The 20,656-nt window shown below is 66.8% G+C and carries 17 protein-coding genes and 1 riboswitch; of the genes, 6 read left to right on the top strand and 11 right to left on the bottom strand.

The genetic code is table 11. The features are described from left to right. Positions 1-215: 215 nt before the first annotated feature. Positions 216-2,450 carry a tetratricopeptide repeat protein gene (locus ACQR1L_RS24910; protein ID WP_434860555.1) on the bottom strand — a complete coding sequence of 745 codons (2,235 nt, stop codon included), beginning with the start codon at positions 2,448-2,450 and terminating at the stop codon, positions 216-218. Between the two features lie 959 nt (positions 2,451-3,409). Between ACQR1L_RS24910 and ACQR1L_RS24905 the strand changes: the two genes are divergently transcribed. Together ACQR1L_RS24905 and ACQR1L_RS24900 are read left to right on the top strand one after the other, a co-directional pair. Beyond that, positions 3,410-4,036: a DUF6915 family protein gene (locus tag ACQR1L_RS24905; protein WP_434860554.1), complete on the top strand. Its 627-nt coding sequence runs from the start codon at positions 3,410-3,412 to the stop codon at positions 4,034-4,036. Further along, on the top strand, positions 4,033-5,316 hold the full coding sequence (locus ACQR1L_RS24900) for a hypothetical protein (RefSeq protein WP_434860553.1): 1,284 nt from the start codon (positions 4,033-4,035) through the stop codon (positions 5,314-5,316). Before ACQR1L_RS24905 ends, ACQR1L_RS24900 begins: the two co-directional genes overlap by 4 nt. Positions 5,317-5,563: 247 nt before the next feature. Here the strand turns inward: ACQR1L_RS24900 and ACQR1L_RS24895 are convergent, their stop codons facing one another. Together ACQR1L_RS24895 and ACQR1L_RS24890 are read right to left on the bottom strand one after the other, a co-directional pair. Beyond that, positions 5,564-6,397, bottom strand: a complete 834-nt coding sequence (locus ACQR1L_RS24895) for a DUF4261 domain-containing protein (RefSeq protein WP_434860552.1) — start codon at positions 6,395-6,397, stop codon at positions 5,564-5,566. After that, entirely contained in the window at positions 6,394-6,933 is a 540-nt protein-coding gene (locus ACQR1L_RS24890; RefSeq protein ID WP_434860551.1) for a toxin-activating lysine-acyltransferase, read from the bottom strand. Before ACQR1L_RS24890 ends, ACQR1L_RS24895 begins: the two co-directional genes overlap by 4 nt. Positions 6,934-7,134: 201 nt before the next feature. Here ACQR1L_RS24890 and ACQR1L_RS24885 point away from each other — a divergent pair, with 201 nt between their 5' ends. Continuing rightward, complete coding sequence (locus ACQR1L_RS24885) at positions 7,135-9,210, top strand: methyl-accepting chemotaxis protein (RefSeq protein WP_434860550.1); 2,076 nt, start codon at positions 7,135-7,137, stop codon at positions 9,208-9,210. Between the two features lie 477 nt (positions 9,211-9,687). Here the strand turns inward: ACQR1L_RS24885 and ACQR1L_RS24880 are convergent, their stop codons facing one another. From ACQR1L_RS24880 to ACQR1L_RS24855, 6 genes are all read right to left on the bottom strand, one after another. Continuing rightward, positions 9,688-9,981 carry a copper-binding protein gene (locus ACQR1L_RS24880; RefSeq protein WP_434860549.1) on the bottom strand — a complete coding sequence of 98 codons (294 nt, stop codon included), beginning with the start codon at positions 9,979-9,981 and terminating at the stop codon, positions 9,688-9,690. A gap of 162 nt (positions 9,982-10,143) precedes the next feature. After that, complete coding sequence (locus ACQR1L_RS24875) at positions 10,144-10,599, bottom strand: cupredoxin domain-containing protein (RefSeq protein ID WP_434860548.1); 456 nt, start codon at positions 10,597-10,599, stop codon at positions 10,144-10,146. Positions 10,600-10,644: 45 nt separating this feature from the next. Beyond that, the gene (locus ACQR1L_RS24870; protein ID WP_434860547.1) at positions 10,645-11,979 is read right to left on the bottom strand and encodes a multicopper oxidase family protein; all 1,335 of its coding nucleotides are present in this window, start codon (positions 11,977-11,979) and stop codon (positions 10,645-10,647) included. 13 nt (positions 11,980-11,992) lie between these two features. Further along, positions 11,993-13,408: a TolC family protein gene (locus tag ACQR1L_RS24865; RefSeq protein ID WP_434860546.1), complete on the bottom strand. Its 1,416-nt coding sequence runs from the start codon at positions 13,406-13,408 to the stop codon at positions 11,993-11,995. A gap of 9 nt (positions 13,409-13,417) precedes the next feature. Continuing rightward, positions 13,418-13,690 carry a hypothetical protein gene (locus tag ACQR1L_RS24860; RefSeq protein ID WP_434860545.1) on the bottom strand — a complete coding sequence of 91 codons (273 nt, stop codon included), beginning with the start codon at positions 13,688-13,690 and terminating at the stop codon, positions 13,418-13,420. Positions 13,691-13,764: 74 nt separating this feature from the next. Then, positions 13,765-14,199 (bottom strand): hypothetical protein, encoded by a 435-nt coding sequence (locus tag ACQR1L_RS24855; RefSeq protein WP_434860544.1) that lies wholly within the window; start codon positions 14,197-14,199, stop codon positions 13,765-13,767. Positions 14,200-14,690: 491 nt separating this feature from the next. On the opposite strand from ACQR1L_RS24855, the gene ACQR1L_RS24850 reads away from it, so the two are divergent. After that, entirely contained in the window at positions 14,691-15,929 is a 1,239-nt protein-coding gene (locus ACQR1L_RS24850) for an MFS transporter (protein WP_434860543.1), read from the top strand. Between the two features lie 307 nt (positions 15,930-16,236). Then, a complete protein-coding gene (locus ACQR1L_RS24845; protein ID WP_434860542.1) occupies positions 16,237-17,565 on the top strand; it encodes a TAXI family TRAP transporter solute-binding subunit in 1,329 nt (442 codons plus the stop codon). A 21-nt stretch (positions 17,566-17,586) separates the two neighbouring features. Here the strand turns inward: ACQR1L_RS24845 and proC are convergent, their stop codons facing one another. Next, positions 17,587-18,414, bottom strand: coding sequence for a pyrroline-5-carboxylate reductase (gene proC / locus ACQR1L_RS24840; RefSeq protein WP_434860541.1), 828 nt, complete (start codon positions 18,412-18,414; stop codon positions 17,587-17,589). 192 nt (positions 18,415-18,606) lie between these two features. Continuing rightward, positions 18,607-19,107, bottom strand: coding sequence for a YbjN domain-containing protein (locus tag ACQR1L_RS24835; RefSeq protein WP_434860540.1), 501 nt, complete (start codon positions 19,105-19,107; stop codon positions 18,607-18,609). Between the two features lie 393 nt (positions 19,108-19,500). Further along, positions 19,501-19,696: riboswitch (FMN riboswitch) on the top strand. Between the two features lie 77 nt (positions 19,697-19,773). On the opposite strand from ACQR1L_RS24835, the gene ACQR1L_RS24830 reads away from it, so the two are divergent. Further along, a complete protein-coding gene (locus ACQR1L_RS24830; RefSeq protein ID WP_434860539.1) occupies positions 19,774-20,388 on the top strand; it encodes a 6,7-dimethyl-8-ribityllumazine synthase in 615 nt (204 codons plus the stop codon). The last annotated feature ends 268 nt before the right edge of the window (positions 20,389-20,656 follow it).

The raw sequence follows: 20,656 nt of genomic DNA, 5'->3' as shown, positions 1-20,656 counted from the left end.
GCCAAAATGACCGCGTCCTAGGGTTGTGGTCGCGAGAGGCGCTGATAGTTCGACAGCGGCGCACGTCCGAGCGGACGGCGCGGCAGAGGCCTGAGATGAGAGCCCTGGGAACTTATGAGTTCCATCCCTGGAACCCGGTAGCCACGGGTATTCGCGTGCTGCGGCTGAGCGGGTCGAGCTGACGCGCGACGCGTTGCTGCCGCAGGCCAACGCGCCTAGCTGCGCCGCGGAGCGGCGGCGCCGGCGCAGTAGTCGCGCCAGAACTGTCGGTAGCCGGCCTCGACGCAGCGCGTGTAGTGGGCGACGTCGCCGGCCGGCGAGCGCGCGACCATGCCGGGCAGTTCGGCGCGCAGCTTCGACAACAGCTCGGGCTGGGCGGCGAAGGTCTTGGCGATGCGGATGTAGCCGTCATCATCCTCGGCGACCCAGTCGGCGAGCCCGGCCGCGGTCAGGATGCCGCCGGCCGCGCGGGAGGCCGCGGCGGTGCCGAGCTTGGCAACGACCGGCACGCCCATGTAGAGCGACTCGAAGGTCGAGATGCCGCCGTTCTGCGGGAACGGATCGAGCGAGATGTCGATGTGCCCGTAGGATTTGAGATGCTCGACGCGCTCGCTGGCGCCGAGGCACACGAGGCGCGCGTCCGGCACGCCCTGGGCGACGAAGCGGGCGATGAGGCCGTCGCGCACCGCGGGATCGTTGAGCGCAAGATGCTTGATCACCAGTTTCGCGTCCGCGACTTCCGCCAGCAGCCGCGCCCAGAGCGCGATCGCCGCGTCGGAGATCTTGTCGATGCGATTGTAGACGCCGAAGGTGACATGGCCGTTCCGCAGCATCGGCAGCGGCGCGGGCGGCACGTCGAGCACCGGATCGATGGTGATGACCGACGGCAGATCGTAGACGTGCTCGGCGAACAGCGGCCGCACATTCGCAGGCACCGTGACCGGATCGGCAAAGAAGTAGTCCATCGTGGCAAGGCCGGTGCCGGTGCCGCTGCCCCACGCGGTCACCTGGATCGGCGCCGGCTTGCGGGCGAACACCGGCATGCGCATGCCCGTGGTGTAGCCGGAGAGATCGACCAGGATGTCGACGCCGTCGGCCTGGATGCGGTCGGCGAGCTCGTCGTCGGAGAGGGTCGCGGCGTCCACCCAGACGTCGGCAATCGACTGGAAGGTCGCGGTATAGGCATCGTGCTGCCGCGAGGTCGAGTAGCAGTTGACCTGGACCTGCGTCTTGTCGTGGCCGCGCAGCACGGGCAGGAAGGCGAACGCCGCCGAATGCGTGCGGAAGTCGGCCGAGACGTAGCCGACGACGATGCGCCGGTCGGGATTGAGCGCGCGCGGCGGAAGCGTGCGGCGCTTGAATTTCGAGCCGACCGCCATCCACCAATATTGCCGCGCCATCTGCTGGACCGCGAAATCGGCGCCGGGCAGGAAGTCGAGATAGAAGATCTTCTTGGTGATCGCCTCGTCGTAATCGGGCTGCACCGCGAGCGCCTGGTCGAACTGCGCGATCGCGCCTTCGACATCGCCGAGCCGGCCGCGGCAGGCGCCGAGCAGGGTCAGCGCGACCTGCGCGGTCGGGTTGGTGTCGAGCACGCGCTTGCAGGCGGCAATCGCCTGCGCGACGTTGCCCTTGAGCATGCAGATCTGCGCCTTGCCCTGCCAGCCGACCTGCAACTGCGGATCGAGCGTGACGGCACGGTCGAAATCGGCTTCGGCTTCAGCGGTGCGGCCCGAGACCATGTAGAGCCGGCCGCGATGCGCGAGCAGCTCGGCATGCCGCGGCTGCGCCGCGAGCGCCGCATTGAACGCCGCCTCCGCCACCTCGTAATGGTGCAGCTCGAGATGGGCGAGGCCCTTGTTGACCGTCGCCTCGAAATGGTTCGGGTTGAGCGCCAGCGCGCGCTCGGCGCTGGCGGCGGACGCATCCCAGCGCCGCAGCATCAGCTCGGCGACGGCGCGGTTGCACCAGCAGTCGGCGTCGTTGGGATTGAGCTCGAGCGCGCGGGTCGCCGCCGCGATCGAGGCCTCGCCCCGCTTCAGCCGCAGCAGCGCGATGGCGTGGTTGCGCAAGGTGATCGGCGCGTTCGGCCGCAGCGCCAGCGATCGCTCGATCGGGGCGAGCGCCTCCTCGAAAAGCTGGCAATTAATCAGGGCCCAGCCGAGATTGGACTGCGCATCCGCCGAATTGGGCTCGAGCTTGACGGCTTCCTTCAGGAACACGGTCGCCTCGCCGAAGCGCGCGGCCGACACCAGCGAGATGCCCATCAGGTGCATGCCTTCGAAGCAGTCCGGCACCTCCTGCAGCAGCTTGGCGCACGCCGCCTGCGTGTCCGCATGGCGGCCGGCGCGATAGGCGGTGTAGGCGGCCGTCAGCTGCGTCTCGATGAGCTTCTTCTGCTTCTTCTCCTGCCGCGCCTTCTGGAAGGCGCGCGAACCGACGGTGCTCAAGGGCTCATTCTCCGGGCTGACAGTGACGGCTGGCTCCGGCGTGCCGCCGACGCACGAGCAAAGCACGCCGCGGCCGCCGGTCGAGCCCGTGGCCGCACGGACCCGGACGCCTCGGATCGGTTGTCCGACGACCGGCCACGCGCAGCGCGACGCGGCAAATCTTGCCGCGCGCATGGTTAGCAAATGGTTAATGGGGGGCCCGCAGGGCCGGGAGAAGCGGAGCTGAGGACGGCGCGGCGGCATGGGATGATCTCTGATGTCACCAGACGTGCCATCTTGATCTCGCGGCGCGTGGCGCCCGAGCTGTGCTTCATGTCTCGCCCTCGAAAGGAGGGCGCGGGGAAGGCCGGGCGCTGGCCGCGCCCATGGCCCGCCTGCAGCATCAAAAGCAGGCGGCAGTCACCACAGGTCTGGCCGGAAACACCCGGCCTTCCCCGCGCGACGGTCGGAACGGCTTATACGTGGTCTCCCTGGCGCGCCGGGCTTGTTGGCCGCCATCCCCGGCGCAATGCGTTGGCACTGCGCCGCGTTGATACCAGCGTCGGGGTATCAGGACCGCACGACTTCGCCGTGCGCAACGAACCGTTCGTCCGCGCGGCACGAAGCCACGCTGCGATTCGCTGCGCCCATCGCATCCCACCTCCCACGTCTCGTGACGGTCGCGACACGCCCCTCCGGCGGAAGCAGGACGGGAAGAGATATACATGATTTCCGAAAAAAAGAAAGATGAATCTGGCGCTGTCGCGGAGAATATTCTCCAGCTTTCCACCCGCATGGCCGGCGATGCCGTCGAATTCAGCCGAGACCACAGGATCACTTGCGGCAGGATCGTCATATGCTGGCCATGGGCTCCCGCCGCGGAGCTTGCCCGGTCGGTTCGGCGCCGATACGGTGAGAAGCGGTTACAGCGGACGCCAGCGAGGAATGCTCGGTCTGGCTGTCTCTCATAAGGAGCGAGCATGCAGCCCTGGCGGCATGCGGAATTGACGGCGCGCCCGCGCGGCGCAGATTGGCTCGATGATCTGTCGATCCACGAGTTCGTCGACTCGACCAAGACGGCGTGTCCCGATCTTCGGCACCGGATCGTGCTGCACAACAGCGATCTCGGCGTCGTACTGACGGAGCGGGCCTTTCCGGAACGAGCCGATTGCGCGGACATTGTGCGCGAGCATGTGCGCCAGGACCTCGGATCAGTCCCCACTTTGGCCGACTGGATGACGACGGCTCAACGGCCGTCTCGCGTGCGATGGCGCGAACCGGATGACCAGGATGTCATCAGCGAGGCATGTGACAAGCTGGGCTTGCTGGACGACACGCTCGTACGTCAGGTGCTGGGAATCCTCACCGCGGCAACGCCGTTCGTGCAGGGACACGAAGATTTCGGACGCGCCATCTTGATGAACAACTTTGGACCCTCGCTGGTGCGTCGCTTGCTTGGACCACCGCGCGCCATCCATGCGCCGGGCCGAAAAGACGTCATCTTCGACGCCTCCTGGGTGGCGGAAGGAATCATCACTGCCAACTTCGGCCGCATTCCACTCCTCGGCGACATATTGGTCCCGTTCTCTGGACAATATCCCAAATGACAGAGCTGCCGAGCGCGGACAGAATTGAATTGCATAAGCTGCTGAGAGCGGCGGCGGAGCCCTGGCTCGTGAGTCCAATCACGCCAGTCATCATCGGCTGGTACCAATATCGCTCATCGCTTCCGCATGCGTCGCAATTTGGCATGTTCCGCCTGCAATTCGGTTCGCGGGCCTGGTCCACCGGAGCCTACGAAATCGGCGGCCGCAAGGAACCGATCGCCCCGAAGTACCAGGCTTCGTTCGAACAGCAGGCGATTGCGCTGAGAAAGGCCGGATGGGATCGGCTGAGTGCGAGCCTGTTGCGGCCGGACAAGCCGTCGACAGATCAGTCAGCGCAGGCGGACGCAGAAATGTTCCTGCTGATCGGCAATCAGTCCTGTTATTTCGGTGTCAGGAGCGCGTCCTCAAAGCAGCAAGCTTATTTCATCGTGAATGACGCGGGCCTGGAGCCTGCCACGGACGTACCCAAGGTCTGGTTCGACGCTTGGCCAGGTCAACTCGATCCACCCGTTTTTTCCCCAATCCCTATGTCTTACGTTCCAAACCTGCGGAGTCCCGCCGATGTGGCGCGGCATGTGAGGTGGTGGTACCAGACGCCGCTCATGCCGGCGGACGAGGCCCGTGAGCGCCTGGGCGATCTCCTGAAACTGCTCTTCGAGCGCCTGTCCCGCCTCGGCAAGGCCGTCGCGATTGCGACGAGTCCGCATCGGTTCAACGACGCCTGCGGCGATGAAAACTGGCTCGCAGCTTTCGTCGACGGATGGCTCTGGGAAAACGGCGTCTATTTCGAGAGCTCGGCAAAGTCTCTTGCGAACGCGCCACGCCAGCTTCACGAAGCCATGGGTTTATTGCAGGAGGTGTTGAAAGGCGGGGTTCGTGCGAAGCTTTCCGAATATCTGGGCAGCGAGAGCGCAGCTCCGGACACGCTCATCCTGTCGTCCGACGAGCGCGGCCATCTGATCGCACTATCACGTTCGATGGACAATGGGGGGCCTGTCTATCGCGTCGATCCGGACAGCGGCCTGCCATCGCTGGTCGGCGTTGCGCCCCGGCTCGATTGGCGCTTTGCAGAGTGCGGCTCACCAGGAGGCGCCAGGGTGGGAGAAGCCGAGCCGATTGGGACATCGGAGGCTGAGACGTCGGGGGCTCAGACATCGGAGGCTGCAGGATCGTCGGGCCGAATTGTCCAGTTCGTTGCTCTTGCCGAGTGGATCGAAACGCTCGGCGGCGATGAAATACCCTTCGATTATCCCGAGTTGAATCACATCTATTCATCTTAGCGTCGCCCTTGCGCAAAGCGGGCAGGGGGCATCGTTGGCGGCTCGGACGTCTATCTCCATGCTCTCCCAAAGCCGACATGCCCGCCTCGCATCAAGCAAGGCGGCACGGCGACCTGCCCGGTCCCCGGGCGGGTCCGCGACGGCGGGATCGAATGCCATTCGCTCAAGGCCGTGACTTTGTCGCGAGAAACCAGGTGTCCTGTCGAGCTTGTCCTCAAGCTAACTGGGACCGGCGCGAACCGGGTTTTCACACGTCGTTTGTTGCCGTCAGGCGGGCGATTGGGAATGCGACGAACTCGCCCGTATCGGCATGCGAGATGCAAAATCTCGTCTGTCCCTCGACGCCGATGGTTTCTCCGTCGGCCAGACGTTTTCCGGATGTCAGAAGATACTCCGCGGTCGACCAGGCCTGTTGAACGAGGTCGCCCGGTTCGAGCGGGGTTGCTGCATATTCCAACTCCCGCAATCCGAAGATCCGCAATCCCGTCGTCCCCGCCTTCAGGGTCGCTTCGCCCCGCGGCCCGGACTCGCCGTTTGCCAGCATGATGCGGACCCAGAACGGGACCGCATTGGCGCCGGGACGTCCGATAGTCTCGGTCATCTTGAGTAGACCGGCCGCATGCACCAGATTGGCGCTGTCGGCCCAGCTCACGCCAAGGGCGGGCACGAGCCGCGCGATGGCGACCGTCACGAGCGTCACGGCGCGCGCCTTTGCCAGCGCAGCCGTCCGATCGATCGGGTTTTCCAGACCGAGAACGATGATATGGGCCTTGTGGTGCTCCGCCTCTTGTTCGGCATTCGGCCATAGAAAGGTCGGGAACGGGCCCGGCCGCAAAATCGCCGCTGGTGCGGGAGCATCGACGACGAGAACCGACAGTTTCTCGTCGCCGAGGGTCAGCATCTCGACGCCGAGGTCGGCGCTGGGATCGGCAATCGGACCAGTCCAGTCTCCGAGATCCTGGTCGGGCGCAAGACGTTTTATCTCGTCCTGCAATTGGCGGAACGAGAGCGTCACGTGACGTTCGAGTATCAGCGTTGCCGTGAATTGCGGCTGGACCCATGCATGTCCGGATTCGCTCACGACGGCGGCTCCATCTCGATGTCGTCCAGCCCGACGAACAGCACCCGCGCCACGCCTTGTTTGCCGATTACCCGCATTTTCGGATGTTGCCCCGGGAAGTGCGTGGCGACGAATTCCTCGAGGAAAGGCGGCACGATTTGCGGGTAACCGAACACATCGATGATCCAGAGGATATCACCCGATTGCCACTCGTCCGGAGCCAGGCGTAACGAGCCGGTCTTGTCCTCGGAAAGCCGGCGATCGACGTCTGCAGACACCTTCGCCCAAAGGGCTACGCCGTAAGGCGATGGAGCGCTCTCGTCCTCGCGCATCGCCTGGACGAGCGCGACCTGCCCCGCCAACAACGGGGTCACGATGAGCAATGGCAGATCGCCCAAGGGCAGGTGCATGTGGGACGCACAATGCATCATGAGAGCCACGATCTTCGCAAACGCCGGTCCAAACAGCAGCTCCTGACGTCTGTGCTCCTCCGTCTCGGCGCTGGTAAACGACGAAAGAATTTCGATGCTGACAAATGGGGCGTCTTCGGCAGTCATTCGCACCTTTTCTCAGACGCCCTCGCAGGGCGATCTGGCGAGACGGGGTTGAAATGCGTACGAGGTCGTCGAAGTGCGGATCATGATCGGGCGCCGCGGGGCGCTCCCCCGTAAAATTACGGGAGCGGTTCCACTTAAGCAAGGCTTAGGGAGCGTCGTGCACATTCAGTCAAAATCAAAACATGGATGGACGCCTCTGCGATGAAGATCGGTCGATTGTTTGCGGTCTCGATGCTGTCGGTGACAGCCCTGGCGCTCGTGCCCGCCGCGCAGAACGTGTTCGGGCAATATCGGACCTATGTCGATCGCAACGAGGCGATCCGGTCGGTCGAGGCGTTCGGCGCCGTGCTGAGTTACGGCCAGCATGTGGTCGGGCACCGCGCGCCCTACATCACGCCGCTGTTCCAGGAAGCGCCCGCCACCGAGCCGCAGCTCGCCGCCATCGCGAAGATCAGGCAATTGGGGGATACGAGCTTCGAGAAGGCGAAGGCCGCGCTCGGCGAGCTCGCCGAGTCCAGATCCATCACCGACAGTTTCGCGCAGGCCGGATCCAAGCTCAACGACATCCGCGCCGCGACCGATCCGATCCTGACGCGCCCGCTGAGCGGTCGCGACCAGAACGCGGTGAAGGGATTCCTGCCGGGCGTCACCCAGGTGGCCGCGATGATCGATCCGATCCTGGACGGTCTCGCCGACCGCGTCGCCGCCAACGACGCCTCGTTGACACCCTTGTTGAGCGTTGCGCGGACGGCGCAGGATCTGCGCATCGCCGCGGGCGGCCGTGCGGCCGCGCTGTCGCCCGCGATCAGTGCGCGCCGGCAGGTGACGCTCCCTGAAAAGGCCACGATGGATCGCGGCCTCGGCCGCATCGAGAGCAATCGCGACCGCCTGCAATCCGGCGTCCAGCAGCTCGGCAATCCGCCGCGGCTCGCGACCGCGCTGAAGGAGGCCAACGACGCCTATTTCGGCCGCGCCAATCCGGTCGTCGACCGCGAGATCGCCACCGGCCTGGGCGACGCCAACTACACGATCAATGCCGACCAGCTCGCCGAGACGGTGGTGCCGGCGATCGAGAAGTTCTTCGTGCTGCGCGACGCGACCATTGCCGAGGCCCGCGACCGCGCCACGGCGGCGCGCGACAGCGCACGGCTGATGCTGATCATCGGCTGCGTCGTGGTCGCCGTGCTGCTGGCGCTGCTGGTCGGCGTCACGCTTCTGCTGCGCCGCCGGGTCATCGCGCCGGTCATCGCGCTCACCGGGGTGATCGGCGAGATGGCGACAGGCCATGACGACATCGCCATTCCCACGAGCCGCCACGACGACGAGATCAGCGCGATGGCCGCCTCGCTGCAGACCTTCAAGGAGGCGCTGCTGGAGAAGAAGGCCGCCGAGCGCGCGGCCAATGCCGAAGCTCAGGCCAAGATCGAGCGCGGCCAGCGTGTCGAGACCTTCACCCGCGAGTTCGAGGCTGCGATCGGCGAGGTGATCGAGGTGGTCGCCTCGGCCACGACCGATCTCGAACATGCGGCCGACGCGCTGACCACGACCGCCGGACGCTCGCTGGAGCTTGCCACGGTGGTCGCCGGCGCGTCCGAGGAGGCCTCGACCAACGTGCATTCGGTGGCGGCGGCGACCGAGGAAATGACGACCTCGGTCGACGAGATCAGCCGCCAGGTCAAGATCTCGGCGCAGATCGCGAGCGACGCCATGGAGCAGGCGCGGCGGACCAACGACCGCGTCGGCGAGCTCGCCAAGGCGGCGGCGCGGATCGGCGACGTCGTCGAGCTGATCAATGCGATCGCAGGCCAGACCAATCTGCTGGCGCTGAACGCCACGATCGAGGCGGCACGCGCCGGCGAGGCCGGCCGCGGCTTCGCCGTCGTGGCCTCCGAGGTCAAGGCGCTGGCGGAGCAGACGGCGAAGGCGACCGGCGAGATCGGCCAGCAGATCGGCAGCATCCAGGGCGCGACCCAGGAGTCGGTCGGCGCGATCAAGGACATCGGCGAGACCATCGCGCGGATGTCGGAGATCGCCGCCGCGATCGCCTCCGCGGTCGAGGAGCAGAGCTCGGCGACGCGGGAGATTTCCCGCAACGTGCAGCAGGCCGCGCACGGCACCGAGGAAGTCTCCGCCAACATCTCCAGCGTGCGCCAGGGCGCCAACGAGACCGGCTCGGCCTCCTCGAACGTGCTCGCCGCCGCCAAGTCGCTCGGCGGCCAGAGCAGCCGCCTCAAGCAGGAGGTCGCGCGCTTCCTGAACTCGGTGCGGGCGGCCTAGTCAGTTTCGCCGCCTCACCCAGCTGGTTGCGACCCTGCACCACCCATCCGCGCGTCATTCCGCTGGGCAATCGCGTGTGGAAATTCCAGGCTGTCGCGACGAACGATCCTGCAAGTTAGTTACTCCGTCATGCCCGGGCTTGTCCCGGGCATCCAAATCGTTCTCAGCATGCCGGCCGACGTGGATGGCCGGGACAAGCCCGGCCATGACGATGGAGAGAGACGAGCACAAAACGGCGATCGCCACATGCGATTGCCCTGCGTCATTCCGGGGCATTCGCGCGCGCATCAGCGCGCGTGAATGAGCCCGGAATCCATAGCCGCAGGCCGCGATGAGTGTGGAGATCAGGCGTGGCCTGGATCTCGTGCCACGGCAGATGGTCGTGGGTATGGATTCCGGACTCGCGCTGCGCGCGCCCCGGAATGACGCGGAGAGAGTATGCGGTCCTACGGAGACCGCAAACGTAGCGCCGACGTGCTACTTCCCCTTCTCGATCTTCGTCACCGTGTAGCCCGACGCGTCCTCCTGCGCTTCGAACTTCACCTTGTCGCCGGTCTTCAAGCCTTTCAGCATGGCGGCGTCCTTGACGCGGTAGACCATGGTCATGGCCTCGTCCATGCCGAGGCTCTTGGCCGGGCCGTGATGCAGCGTGATCTTGCTATTCGCCTCGTCGATCTTCTTGACGTCACCGCTGATCGCGTCGGCCGCAATGGCGGGAGTGATGAGAGCAACAAGCAGCGCAGCGGTCGTGAGGTGACGATAAGCTCTCATGATGTGGTTCCTTCTCGTTGGTTGAAACGGTGCGTAAAGCGGATGAGCGCAGCGTCATCCGCCATATCGCCAAGCGCGGGGGGGCGGGGCGGATGACGCTCACGCTCATCCGCCCTACGGGCTCGTGGGCTTGGTTGAAGCGCTGCGCTCATCCGGGCTGCGTTACTTGACGGTGACATGGCCGGTCATGCCGAATTCGCGATGGTCGGGGATCAGGCAGGAGTATTCGAACGTGCCGCGTTTGCTGAAGCGCCACAGCAGTTCGGCGGCCTTGCCCGGGGCGAGACGCGCGCCGTTCGGCTCGTCGTGCTCCATGTGCGGATGCTTCTTCATGACGGCGGCATGCTTCAGGTTCTCGCGTCTCGTGGCGAGCAGGAATTCGTGATCCTCCTTGCCGGTGTTGCGCAGCACGAAGCGGATCTGCTCGCCGCGCTTGACCTCGATGCGCGCCGGCGTGAACTCCATCTCGCTGAGCAGCACCTCGATGGTGCGCGACGGCTGCTTGGGATCGCCGGGCTCGCCTGCGGAGTAGGCGGGCGTGCCGTGCTGCTCATGCCCATGCGCCGGTACGACGAGCAGCGCGGTGGCGGCCATGGCCAGTGAAATCGCAATCTTCATCCAGAGCTCCTGATTGTCGTCTGTGTGTCGCGGTTGATCGCAGCCTCAGCGCTGCGCGCGCGTCCGTGTTTTCGCACTGTCGCTCCGCCGCACGGCCTCCGGCGCGCTCGCGACTTCGTAGGCGACGGTGCCTTGCGGAAACTGATAAGGGCCGGGATCGCGATAGTCGTCGCGCGCCAGCCCCTCGCGCACCTTCACCGTGGTGAACATGCCGCCCATTTCGATCGGGCCGAACTGGCCGGTGCCGGTCATCATCGGCAGCGTGTTGTCCGGCGCCGGCATCTCCATGGTGCCCATCGCCATGCCGGTGTGGCCCATCACCATGCCCTCCGGTGCGAGCTTGCCGACGGCGGCGGCCAGCTCCTTGCGCGACACGCCGATCAGGTTGCGCATGTCGTGGCCCATCGCATTCATCGTGTGGTGCGACTTGTGGCAGTGGAACGCCCAGTCGCCGGGATTGTCGGCGACGAAGTCGAGCACGCGCACCGCGCCGACGGGTACGTCGGTGGTGGTCTCCGGAAATTGCGCCGCTTCCGGAAGCCAGCCGCCATCGGTGCCGGTCACCTTGAACTTGTGGCCGTGCAGATGGATCGGATGGTTGGTCATGGTGAGGTTGCCGATGCGGATGCGCACCTTGTCGCCGAGCCGCACCGGCAGCGGGTCGATGCCGGGAAACACCCGCGCGTTCCAGGTCCACATGTTGAAGTCGGTCATCTCGTTGACCTTCGGCATGTAGCTGCCGGGCTCGATGCGATAGGTCGACATCACGAACACGAAGTCCCGGTCGACGGGCGGCGGCTGGGCTCCGCGCGGATGCACGACGATCATGCCCATCATGCCCATCGCCATCTGCACCATCTCGTCGGCGTGCGGGTGATACATGAAGGTGCCGGCATGCTTCATCTCGAACTCGTAGACGAAGGTCTTGCCGGGCTTGATGTGCGGCTGGGTCAGGCCGCCGACGCCGTCCATGCCGCAGGGCAGGATCACGCCATGCCAATGCACGGTGGTGTATTCCGGCAGCTTGTTGGTGACGAAGATCCGGAGCTTGTCGCCCTCGACGGCCTCGATGGTGGGGCCTGGCGACTGGCCGTTATAGCCCCAGAGATGCGTCGTCATGCCCGGCGCGAACTCGCGCGTGACCGGTTCGGCAACGAGATGGAATTCCTTCCAATCGCCGTTCATGCGGAACGGCAGCGACCAGCCATTGAGCGTGACCACGGGCTGATAGTCCGGTCCCGCCGTGGGACGCAGCGGCGGCTGCATCACGGCCTTCTCCATGGTCGGCGCTTCGGGGATCGCGGCGGCCTGGACGCGGCCTGACACGGCGGAGGCGCCGGCCAGCGCCGCGGAGCCGAGCAGGGTTCGGCGTGACAACATGTGGGCTCTCCTGTCAGTCGTTGCTCGGCGCGAGCGTGCTCGCGGTCTGTTGCGTGCCATCCTCGGCCGCCGCCACGCCGCCGTTGACGGCGGCTGACAGTTCGGCCTCGGCCAGGAAGAAGTCCCTGACCGCATCGATCGCGGCGCGGCGTGAGGCCAGGCGCTGCCGCGCCTCGAGCAGCAGCGCGAAGATGTCGACCTGCATGCTCGAATAGCGCAGCTGCATCTCTTCACTGATGATGTTCCGCAGCGGCAGCACTTCGCGGGCGTAGTGGCCGGCGATGTCGAATGCGGCGCGATAGCTGCGATAGGCGTCGCGTGCTTCCGAGCGGACCGTGACGGCGCGCTCGGTCAGGCGGTTGAAGGCGATGTTGTAGGTCTCCGCCGCCTGCCGTACCCGCACCTCGCCGCCGTCGAAGATCGGGATCTGGAATTGCACATCGTAGCCGCGCTCGCGAATGACGCGGCCGTCCGGCTCTCCCGTCTTGCGCTCGAGGCCGGCGAGGTCGAGCAAGGTGACGAAGCGCGTGGCGTCGCTGAGCCGCAGCGAGGTCGCGAGCGCCGTGAGCTCGAGCCGCGCGATCTGCAGGTCGATGCGATGCGCCACCGCGTCGCGCTCGACGAACGGCTCGGTCAGCGGCTTGCGCGGCAGCGCGGGCAGCTTGTTGGGCAGGCGGAAGTCGAGATCGTCGCCCCACAATCCCATCAGCCGGATCAACCGCTCGCGCGCGCTGCCCGCGACACGGCGTGCGGTGGCGAGCTCGGCGGTGGTCTCGGCGTAGAACACCTGCTCACGGGCCTGGTCGAGACGGTTCAGCGCGCCGGTCTCGCCGAGCTTCGCGGCCAGCTTTGCGGTGGCTTCCGCGGCGGATTGTGCCTCGACGAGAAGTCCCACCAGCTCGTTGGTGGCGACGACGCGCACGTAGGCGCGGCGGACCTCGGCGGCGAGCCGCAGCGTCGCCAGTGCCGCCCTGAGCTGCGCCTGATGGAAGCGCTCGCGCGCGATCTCCGAGCGCAGCGGCAGGGTGGCGAGCGCCAGGATATCGCCGGCGACCTGGCGCTCGGCCTCGAACGCACCGTCGCCGCTGATGCGCATCAGCGAAAACGTCGGGTTGGGCGGCAGGCTGGCCTCGACCGCATCGGCCTCGCTCAGCGCGAGCTGATGGAAGGCGGCCTGCAGGCCCTTGTTGTTGAACAGCGCGACCTGCACCGCGGCATCGGCCGACAGCGGCCGCGCCAGCAGTTTCCGCGTGGCCTCGCGGACGCGCGCGGCGTCGTCCTCGGTTCGCACCGAGGCGACCTCCTTGGCCGTCGTGCGCCCGGTGATGTCGGCGACGACGCCCATGCCGCCGTCGGGCGAGAACGAGGCGCAGCCGGCGAGTGCCGTCGCGGCCAGGCCCAGGGCCATGAGCCGTTTGATCCACTGCATCGGGCGCTCCTAACGGCTCGGCTCGGAGCGCGGGTCGCGCTGGCCCCAACGTGTCGGTGCAGCAGGCCGCAGCGGCGTGTAGGGCGCGACCACGGCCGAGGTCCGCACCGGCGCCACGCGCGCTGAGGGATCGGCGGGGTCTGCCCCCGACAGCGCAACTGTGCGCGGCTGGCAGGCGGCGAGTGCCGTCGCGGCGACCAGTGCGGCGGCAATCGGGAGATAGGAGAATGGCAGGCTGCGCCGCGCCGCGGCTGCGGGCGTCGCCTTTGGTTGCGGCAACATGAGATGTCCTTCGATCCGTCGATGACTCGCGAGCAGCCGCGCGCGCGAGGCGCACCGCCGCCGGCGTGGTTCGCTCAGATCAGGACGATGGGGGGCCGGTACAGCAGCGGCGGCGTGCGGCCGGGCAGGCTGGTTTCGCCGACGGTCTCGCTGGCAGTGACGACCGGCGAGGGCAGGGTCACGGCCGGCAATGCGGCGGTCAGGCCGACCGCGCACATCATGGCGCAGCAGGGACCGGGCAGCTTGCCGTGGTCGTGGTGCGAGGGACCCGGGTCAGGCTGTGGCTGAGGGCTCGCGTTGGCGGCATGGTGGTGATGCGCGTGCGCCGGCGGCATCATCGCGGCATCGCTGCTCTCATGCTGCGCGGTGGGATGATGCGAGACTGCGACGGCAATGGACGCCTCATCGAGACACGGCGCCGCGCTGCGGCTGAGCGCGAGCGCCACCCCCGGGCTGAGCACGCAGACGAGGTAGGCGAGAACGAGCAACCGCCCCGCCACCATCAGCATGTTCCGTGTCAGGCCCAACGACATCCGCGCGCAAATCGCTCCGTGTGGAAAGCATTGTAGCGCAGGAGGTGCTGGGGGGCAAAGAGGGGAGGACAATCGCCGTTGATGTCATCTCGGTGATGTCGTGGATAGGTGGCCCCGCGCGCGGTGCTTAACCTCGCCCCGCTTGCGGGGAGAGGTCGGATTGCATCGAAGATGCAATCCGGGTGAGGGGGGCTTTCCGCACGGTCGGTGGGTGTGGCCGCCCCTCACCCCAACCCTCTCCCCGTGAAGGACGGGGAGAGGGAGCGCACCGTGCACTGCGCACGAGCTCGCACTCAAATTCACGACGTCGCTCTCGCATCGCTCATCACATCGTACTGCACGGCAGATCATGAGAGGACGTGCGCTGGAATGCTCCAAGGCCCGCTTTGTTGCACTGCTTCTGCATGGGCCGTGCCGCAGCAATGCGGCTTGACCCCGTGGCATGCGGCGACGAAGTTGCGGCCATCGTGCACGGACCCCAGACTAGATTCGAGGAAGCGCCTCACTTCACACCGGACTCGCGCCAGGCCTGGGCGCGGCTGGCGCTTGCGCTCGTCATCGGTTCCATCGGCGGCGCCGGCATGTGGACCGTGGTCGTCGTGCTGCCGACGGTGCAGGCCGAATATGCCGCGAGCCGCGGCGCGGTCTCGCTGGCCTATACGCTGACAATGTTCGGCTTCGGTCTCGGCGGCGTCATCGTCGGCCGCATCACCGATCGGTTCGGCATCGTCACCGCGATGGCCTTGTCGATCGCCACGACCGCCGCGGCCTATCTGCTCGCCGGCGCCTCGGTGACCCTGTGGCAGTTCCAGGCGGTGTATTTCCTGATCGGGCTCGGCTCCTCCGTGACCTTCGCGCCGCTGATGGCCGAGGCGTCGCACTGGTTCGAGCGCTATCGCGGGCTGGCCGTTACCATCGTCGCCTCCGGCAATTATGTCGCCGGCACGGTGTGGCCGCCGCTGGTGAACTACGGCGTTCAGCAGATCGGCTGGCGCGCCACCCATGTCGCGCTCGGCATCTTCTGCGCGGTGACGATGTCGGCGCTGCTGCTGGTGCTGCGCGCGCGGATGGGCGGCGCCGGCGCGCATGACCACAGCCAGGCTCCGCCACCGCAATTGAGCCTGCCGATCTCCACCAACGCGCTGACCGTGCTGCTCAGCGTCGCCGCGATCGCCTGTTGCGTCGCGATGGCGATGCCGCAGGTGCACATCGTCGCCTATTGCGGCGACCTCGGCTATGGCGTCGCCGTCGGCGCGCAGATGCTGTCCCTGATGATGGCGCTCGGCATCGTCAGCCGGATCGGCTCCGGCTTCCTCGCCGACCGCGTCGGCGGCATGCGCACGCTCCTGATCGGCTCGCTGGCGCAGGGCTTTGCGCTGCTGTTCTATCTGTTCTTCGACGGCCTGACCTCGCTCTATCTGATCTCCGGCATGTTCGGCCTGTTCCAGGGCGGCATCGTCCCGAGCTACGCCATCATCGTCCGCGAGGCGATGCCGGCGCGCGAGGCCGCCACCCGGGTCGGCATCGTCATCTTCGCCTCGGTGTTCGGCATGTCGTTCGGCGGCTGGGTGTCGGGCGTGATCTTCGACGCCACCGGTTCCTACGCCGCGGCCTTCGCCAACGGCATCGCCTGGAATGCGCTGAACCTCGCGATCGTGGTGACGCTGCTGATCCTGGCACGGCGGCAACACCGGCTGGCGGCCTGACGTCATGGCGTTGCGCTGAAGCCACAGCCGGACTGCGAGGTCCGGCTTATATGCACGTCGTCATACAAAATCCCGTTCGCCGCCGCAAATCCATCGAATCCGATTCGACAACTAGGGAACTCGATCGGAGCCGATCGTGGCAATTTGGCCCGGCGCGCTCCGCATCGCGAAGTTGGTTGTCGCGAGGTCTCAGCCGAGGCCGCGGTCGCCCGTCGCATGCCCAAGGCCGGGCAAGCCGCGCGGTGAAAGCTCCGGACCGGTCGAGAACGCTGCGGCGCATCGCGATGGTGCAGGAGGCCGTTGCGCTATGTCCATCGTCTCGAAGGCAGCTTCGCTCATCGCGCTCGCCGGGCTGGCATCCGGACTCTTGATGAGCCAGGCGCCCGCGCAGGTGTGGCCGCAATTTCAACAGCAGCCGCCGCCCGCCCAGGCGCAGCCGCAGCGCCCGGCCGCAACCCGATCGGTCATCGTGCCGGTATCGCCGGCGCCGGCCAAGCCCAATGCGGCCAACGCTCCGGCGCCGCCGCGTCCCGCCGGCCTGCCGGCGTCGCTGTCGCCCGCGCCCGGCAGCGGGCCGGACGTCTGGCGGCTGCCGAACCCGAACGACGTCAACGACGGCACCGTCACTATCATCACCGCGCCGGCCGGCGGCGCGACCTCGGTGTTCGGGTCGGACATGGCGCGCGTGCTCGACGACCAGACCAATGTCCGGGTGCTGCCGGTGCTCGGCAAGGGACCGGTGCGCAACGTCTCCGACATCCTCTTCCTGAAGAGCATCGACATGGGCGCGGTCGCCGCCGACGTGCCCGAGTTTTATCGCCTGCAATACGGCATTCCCGACATCACCTCGCAATTCCGCTACATCGCGCGGCTCTATCACAATGAGATCCACGTCATCGCGCGCTCCTCGATCCGCTCGATTGCCGATCTCAACGGCAAGCGCGTGATCGCGCCGACCGATGTCGGCTTCTATTCCGCGCGCGTGATCTTCAACCGGCTCGGCCTCACCGCATCGTTCGACTACGCGACCGACGATGCGAAATCGATCCAGAAGCTGATCGACGGCGAGGCCGACGCCTACATCGTCTCGACCGGCAAGGTGTTCCAGCTCGCCCGCAACATCCGCAACGACAATCGCGCGCTGCACCTGGTGACGATCCCCTATGACCGCCGATTGCAGGATCTCTATCTGCCGACCACGCTGTCATCGGAGGAGTATCCGAACCTGCTCAATCCCGGCGAGACCATCGAGACGGTGGCGATCGGCATGCTGCTGGTCAGCTACAACTGGCCTGAAAATACCGAGCGCTATCGCAAGGTCGCCCGCTTCGTCGAGGCGTTCTTCGCCAACTACGATGAGTTCATGAAGCCGCCGCGGCATCCGAAATGGCGGGAGTCGAGCATCGTCGCGACCATCCCCGGGTGGAAGCGCTTCAAGGCGGCGGACGACTGGCTGGTGGCGCGCAACATGGTGCCGCGGCCGCAAGTCGCCGACGTCCAGCAGCAGCAGTTCGAGAACTTCGTGCGCCAAAGCGGCGGACAGGTGTCGAACGATCCGGCCGAGCGCAGCGCGCTGTTCAAGCAGTTCCTGCAATGGCGGCAGCAGCACGGCGGTCCGCCGACGCCGTCGCGCTGAGCTTGTCAGTTATCGTCAAAGTTACTTGGCGAGCTCCTTGGAGCGCGCGGTCGCGGCGGCCACCGCCTTGGTCAGCAGCGGCTGAAAGCCGTCCGCAGCCATTAGCACTGACAAGGCCGCTGCCGTGGTGCCGCCGGGCGAGGTGACGTTCTGGCGCAAGGTGGCGGACGGCAGCTCCGACTGGCGCAGCAGCTCGCCGGCGCCCGACACGGTGGCGCGCGCCAAGGTCGTGGCGAGCGCCTCGGGCAGGCCGGCGGCGACGCCGGCGCGGGCGAGTTCCTCGGCCAGCAGGAAGACATAGGCGGGGCCCGAGCCGGAGACCGCGGTCACCGCATCCATCAGCGCCTCGTCGTCGACCCATTCCACCGCGCCGGTGGCGCGCAGCAGCGCGTCGGTGAGCGCGCGCTGCGCGGCGCTGACATTGGCGGCGGGCACGGCCACGGTGATGCCGCGGCCGATCGCGGCCGGCGTGTTCGGCATCGCGCGCACCACGGCTCCGCCGAGCGTGTTCTGAAGGCTCGCGATCGTGGTGCCGGCCATGATCGACAGCACCAGCGTGGCATCGCCGACCCACGGCTTCAGCGCCGGCCCGGCCTCGGCGAACATCTGCGGCTTGACGGCTGTGATGACGACTTCGGCCGGCGCGCTGGTCGCCGGATTGAGCCGGACGCCGCGGGCCACGAGCGCGGTGATCTCCGCCGACGGCATCGGCTCGATGACGACGACGCGCTTCGGATCGAGCCCGCCGGCCAGCCAGCCGGTCAGCATCGCGCCGCCCATCTTGCCGGCGCCGGCCAGCACGATTGTGCCGGTGGTGTGTTGGAGTTCGTTGTTGCCCACGAGAGTCACCGCACAAAAGCTGTCGTCCCGGCCTTGAGCCGGGATCCATAACCACAGGCGGTTCTAGTGGAGCGAGGGCAGAGCGACAAGCATCGCGGGCGACATGGGCATCACGCGGCTTGCGACGAGCGCCGAAGGCGCTCGCGCAGGGGTCCCGGCTCAAGGCCGGGACGACACCGAATATGTCGAGGCGCCGGCGGCTTACGCCTCGCCTTCCGTATCGAACAGCGCCGCCGCCATCGCGTCCTGGGTCGACTTGCCGGCCCAGACGACGAACTGGAACGCCGGGAAATAGCGCTCGCAGGCGTGGATGGCGCCGGCCAGCATGCTTTCGCATTGCGGGCCCGAGGCCGTGATGCCGCCGGGCAGCACCAGCGCCTGGCGGTGCATCACCATGCCGGTGTGGGTCCAGATGTCGAAATGGCCGAGCCAGAGCTGCTCGTTGATGGCGGCGATCAGCCGCTGCACCTCGGCGCGGCGGGCTTCCGGAATCTTCATGTCGAAGGCGCAGGCCAGATGCAGCGCCTCGATCTCGGCCATCCAGGTGAAGGAGATCTGGTAGTCGGTCCACTGCCCCTTGGAGGCGATCGTGATCTCGTCCTCGCCGGAACGCTCGAACATCCAGTTGTTGTCGGCGGCGATGTTCTCGACGACGCTCAACGGATGATTTCCGGAATCGATAGTGCTTTCGAGCAGGGACATGCCGTCTCGACCTCGTCTTCTTGATCTCGTTGGTACTTACGCGGCGACCCGGCCCACGCCCTCACGGCGCATCGCGACCCGGCTTGCAGCCCCGGAGGTACCCCGGGCGTGCGAGGACAAACTGATGTGATTTGCGGAATCTGCGCAACGGGGGGGCGAGTCCGTCCACAGCGAAACACCGCTTCGTCCACAACTCCTGTCCAGCCTGTGGAATCATGCCGTTTTGAGAACAAAACGGAATCGGATTCGCCGCAAACCGCCCGTTCGGGCCAATTTGGCCGCGGAAAAGGCCGCAGGACGCTGCATGGCGGGGCTTCGCCGGCCGCGGGCGTGAGGCCTTGCCGCCGCTGCCGGGGGCCTGCATAGTTCCTCCGGGCCGTCCATCCGGGCGGCTCATGTTCTCAGGGCGGGGTGAAATTCCCCACCGGCGGTAAGCGGTCTCGGTCGAGAGCGCGAGCCCGCGAGCGCCTTCTCGGCAAGGTCAGGTTTGGAGAATCCCGTTCTCCGGATCGCGCCGAACGGAGAAGGGTCAGCAGATTCGGTGCGACTCCGAAGCCGACGGTCACAGTCCGGATGAAAGAGAACGGGTCCCGGCACCCCGCGCGTTCCGCGTGGGGGCGTCGTCGTTCCGTGTGCCCTGATTCTGGTCTCTCAACGAGGACAACCATGAATCAGATGTTGCAAGACTCCATCGACACCACCGCTACCGACACTCCCACCGATATCGCGACCGAAGCCGCTTCGCCGGCGGACACGCCGGTGGCATCTCCGCCTGAGGACCAGCCTCCGGCACCCTCGCATCCCCGCTTCACCAAGCCGCAGCGGGTGGCCTTCGTGCAATCGGCTTGGCACCGCGACGTCGTCGCCGAATGCCGCACGGCGTTCCTCGACGAGATCGAGGCACGCCACATCGCCCGCGACCGCGTCGACATCTTCGAGGTGCCGGGCTCGTTCGAAATCCCGCTGCATGCGCAGCTGCTCGCCAAGACGCGGCGCTACACCGCGATCGTCGCGGCCGGCCTCGTCGTCGACGGCGGCATCTATCGGCACGAGTTCGTCGCCGACACCGTCATCAAGGCGCTGATGGACGTGCAACTGCGCACCGAGGTGCCGGTGTTCTCCGCGGTGCTGACGCCGCAGCAATTCCACGAGACGCAGGCGCATTTCGATTTCTTCCGGAAGCACTTCGCGACCAAGGGCGTCGAGGTGGCCACGGCCTGCGCGGAGACCCTGCTCAGCCTGGAGCGCCTGCGCAGCCAGGTGGCGGCGGGGATCATCTAGCACTGACGATGTGTGGCCGGTGAAAGCCGGCCACACATGCTTCAGTGTTTGAAGGCCGAACTCCCGCCGCGACGGCGGTGAACTCCCCTCCCCCTTGCGGGGAGGGGTTGGGGGTGGGGGTCTCCGGGCGCTGAAGTCCATGAGGAGACGCACCCCCGCCAAGATACTTTCCCGCAGTCGAGGCTCATCAGTGTGAGCGGAATGCGTGGACCCCCACCCCCGACCCCTCCCCGCAAGGGGGAGGGGAGCACACTGCCGTTGCGGCGGG

Source organism: Bradyrhizobium sp. HKCCYLR20261, from assembly GCF_051168435.1.
Lineage (GTDB): Bacteria > Pseudomonadota > Alphaproteobacteria > Rhizobiales > Xanthobacteraceae > Bradyrhizobium.
Note: the sequence above shows the minus strand (reverse complement) of the source record. Positions and strands in the feature narration are given on the sequence as shown.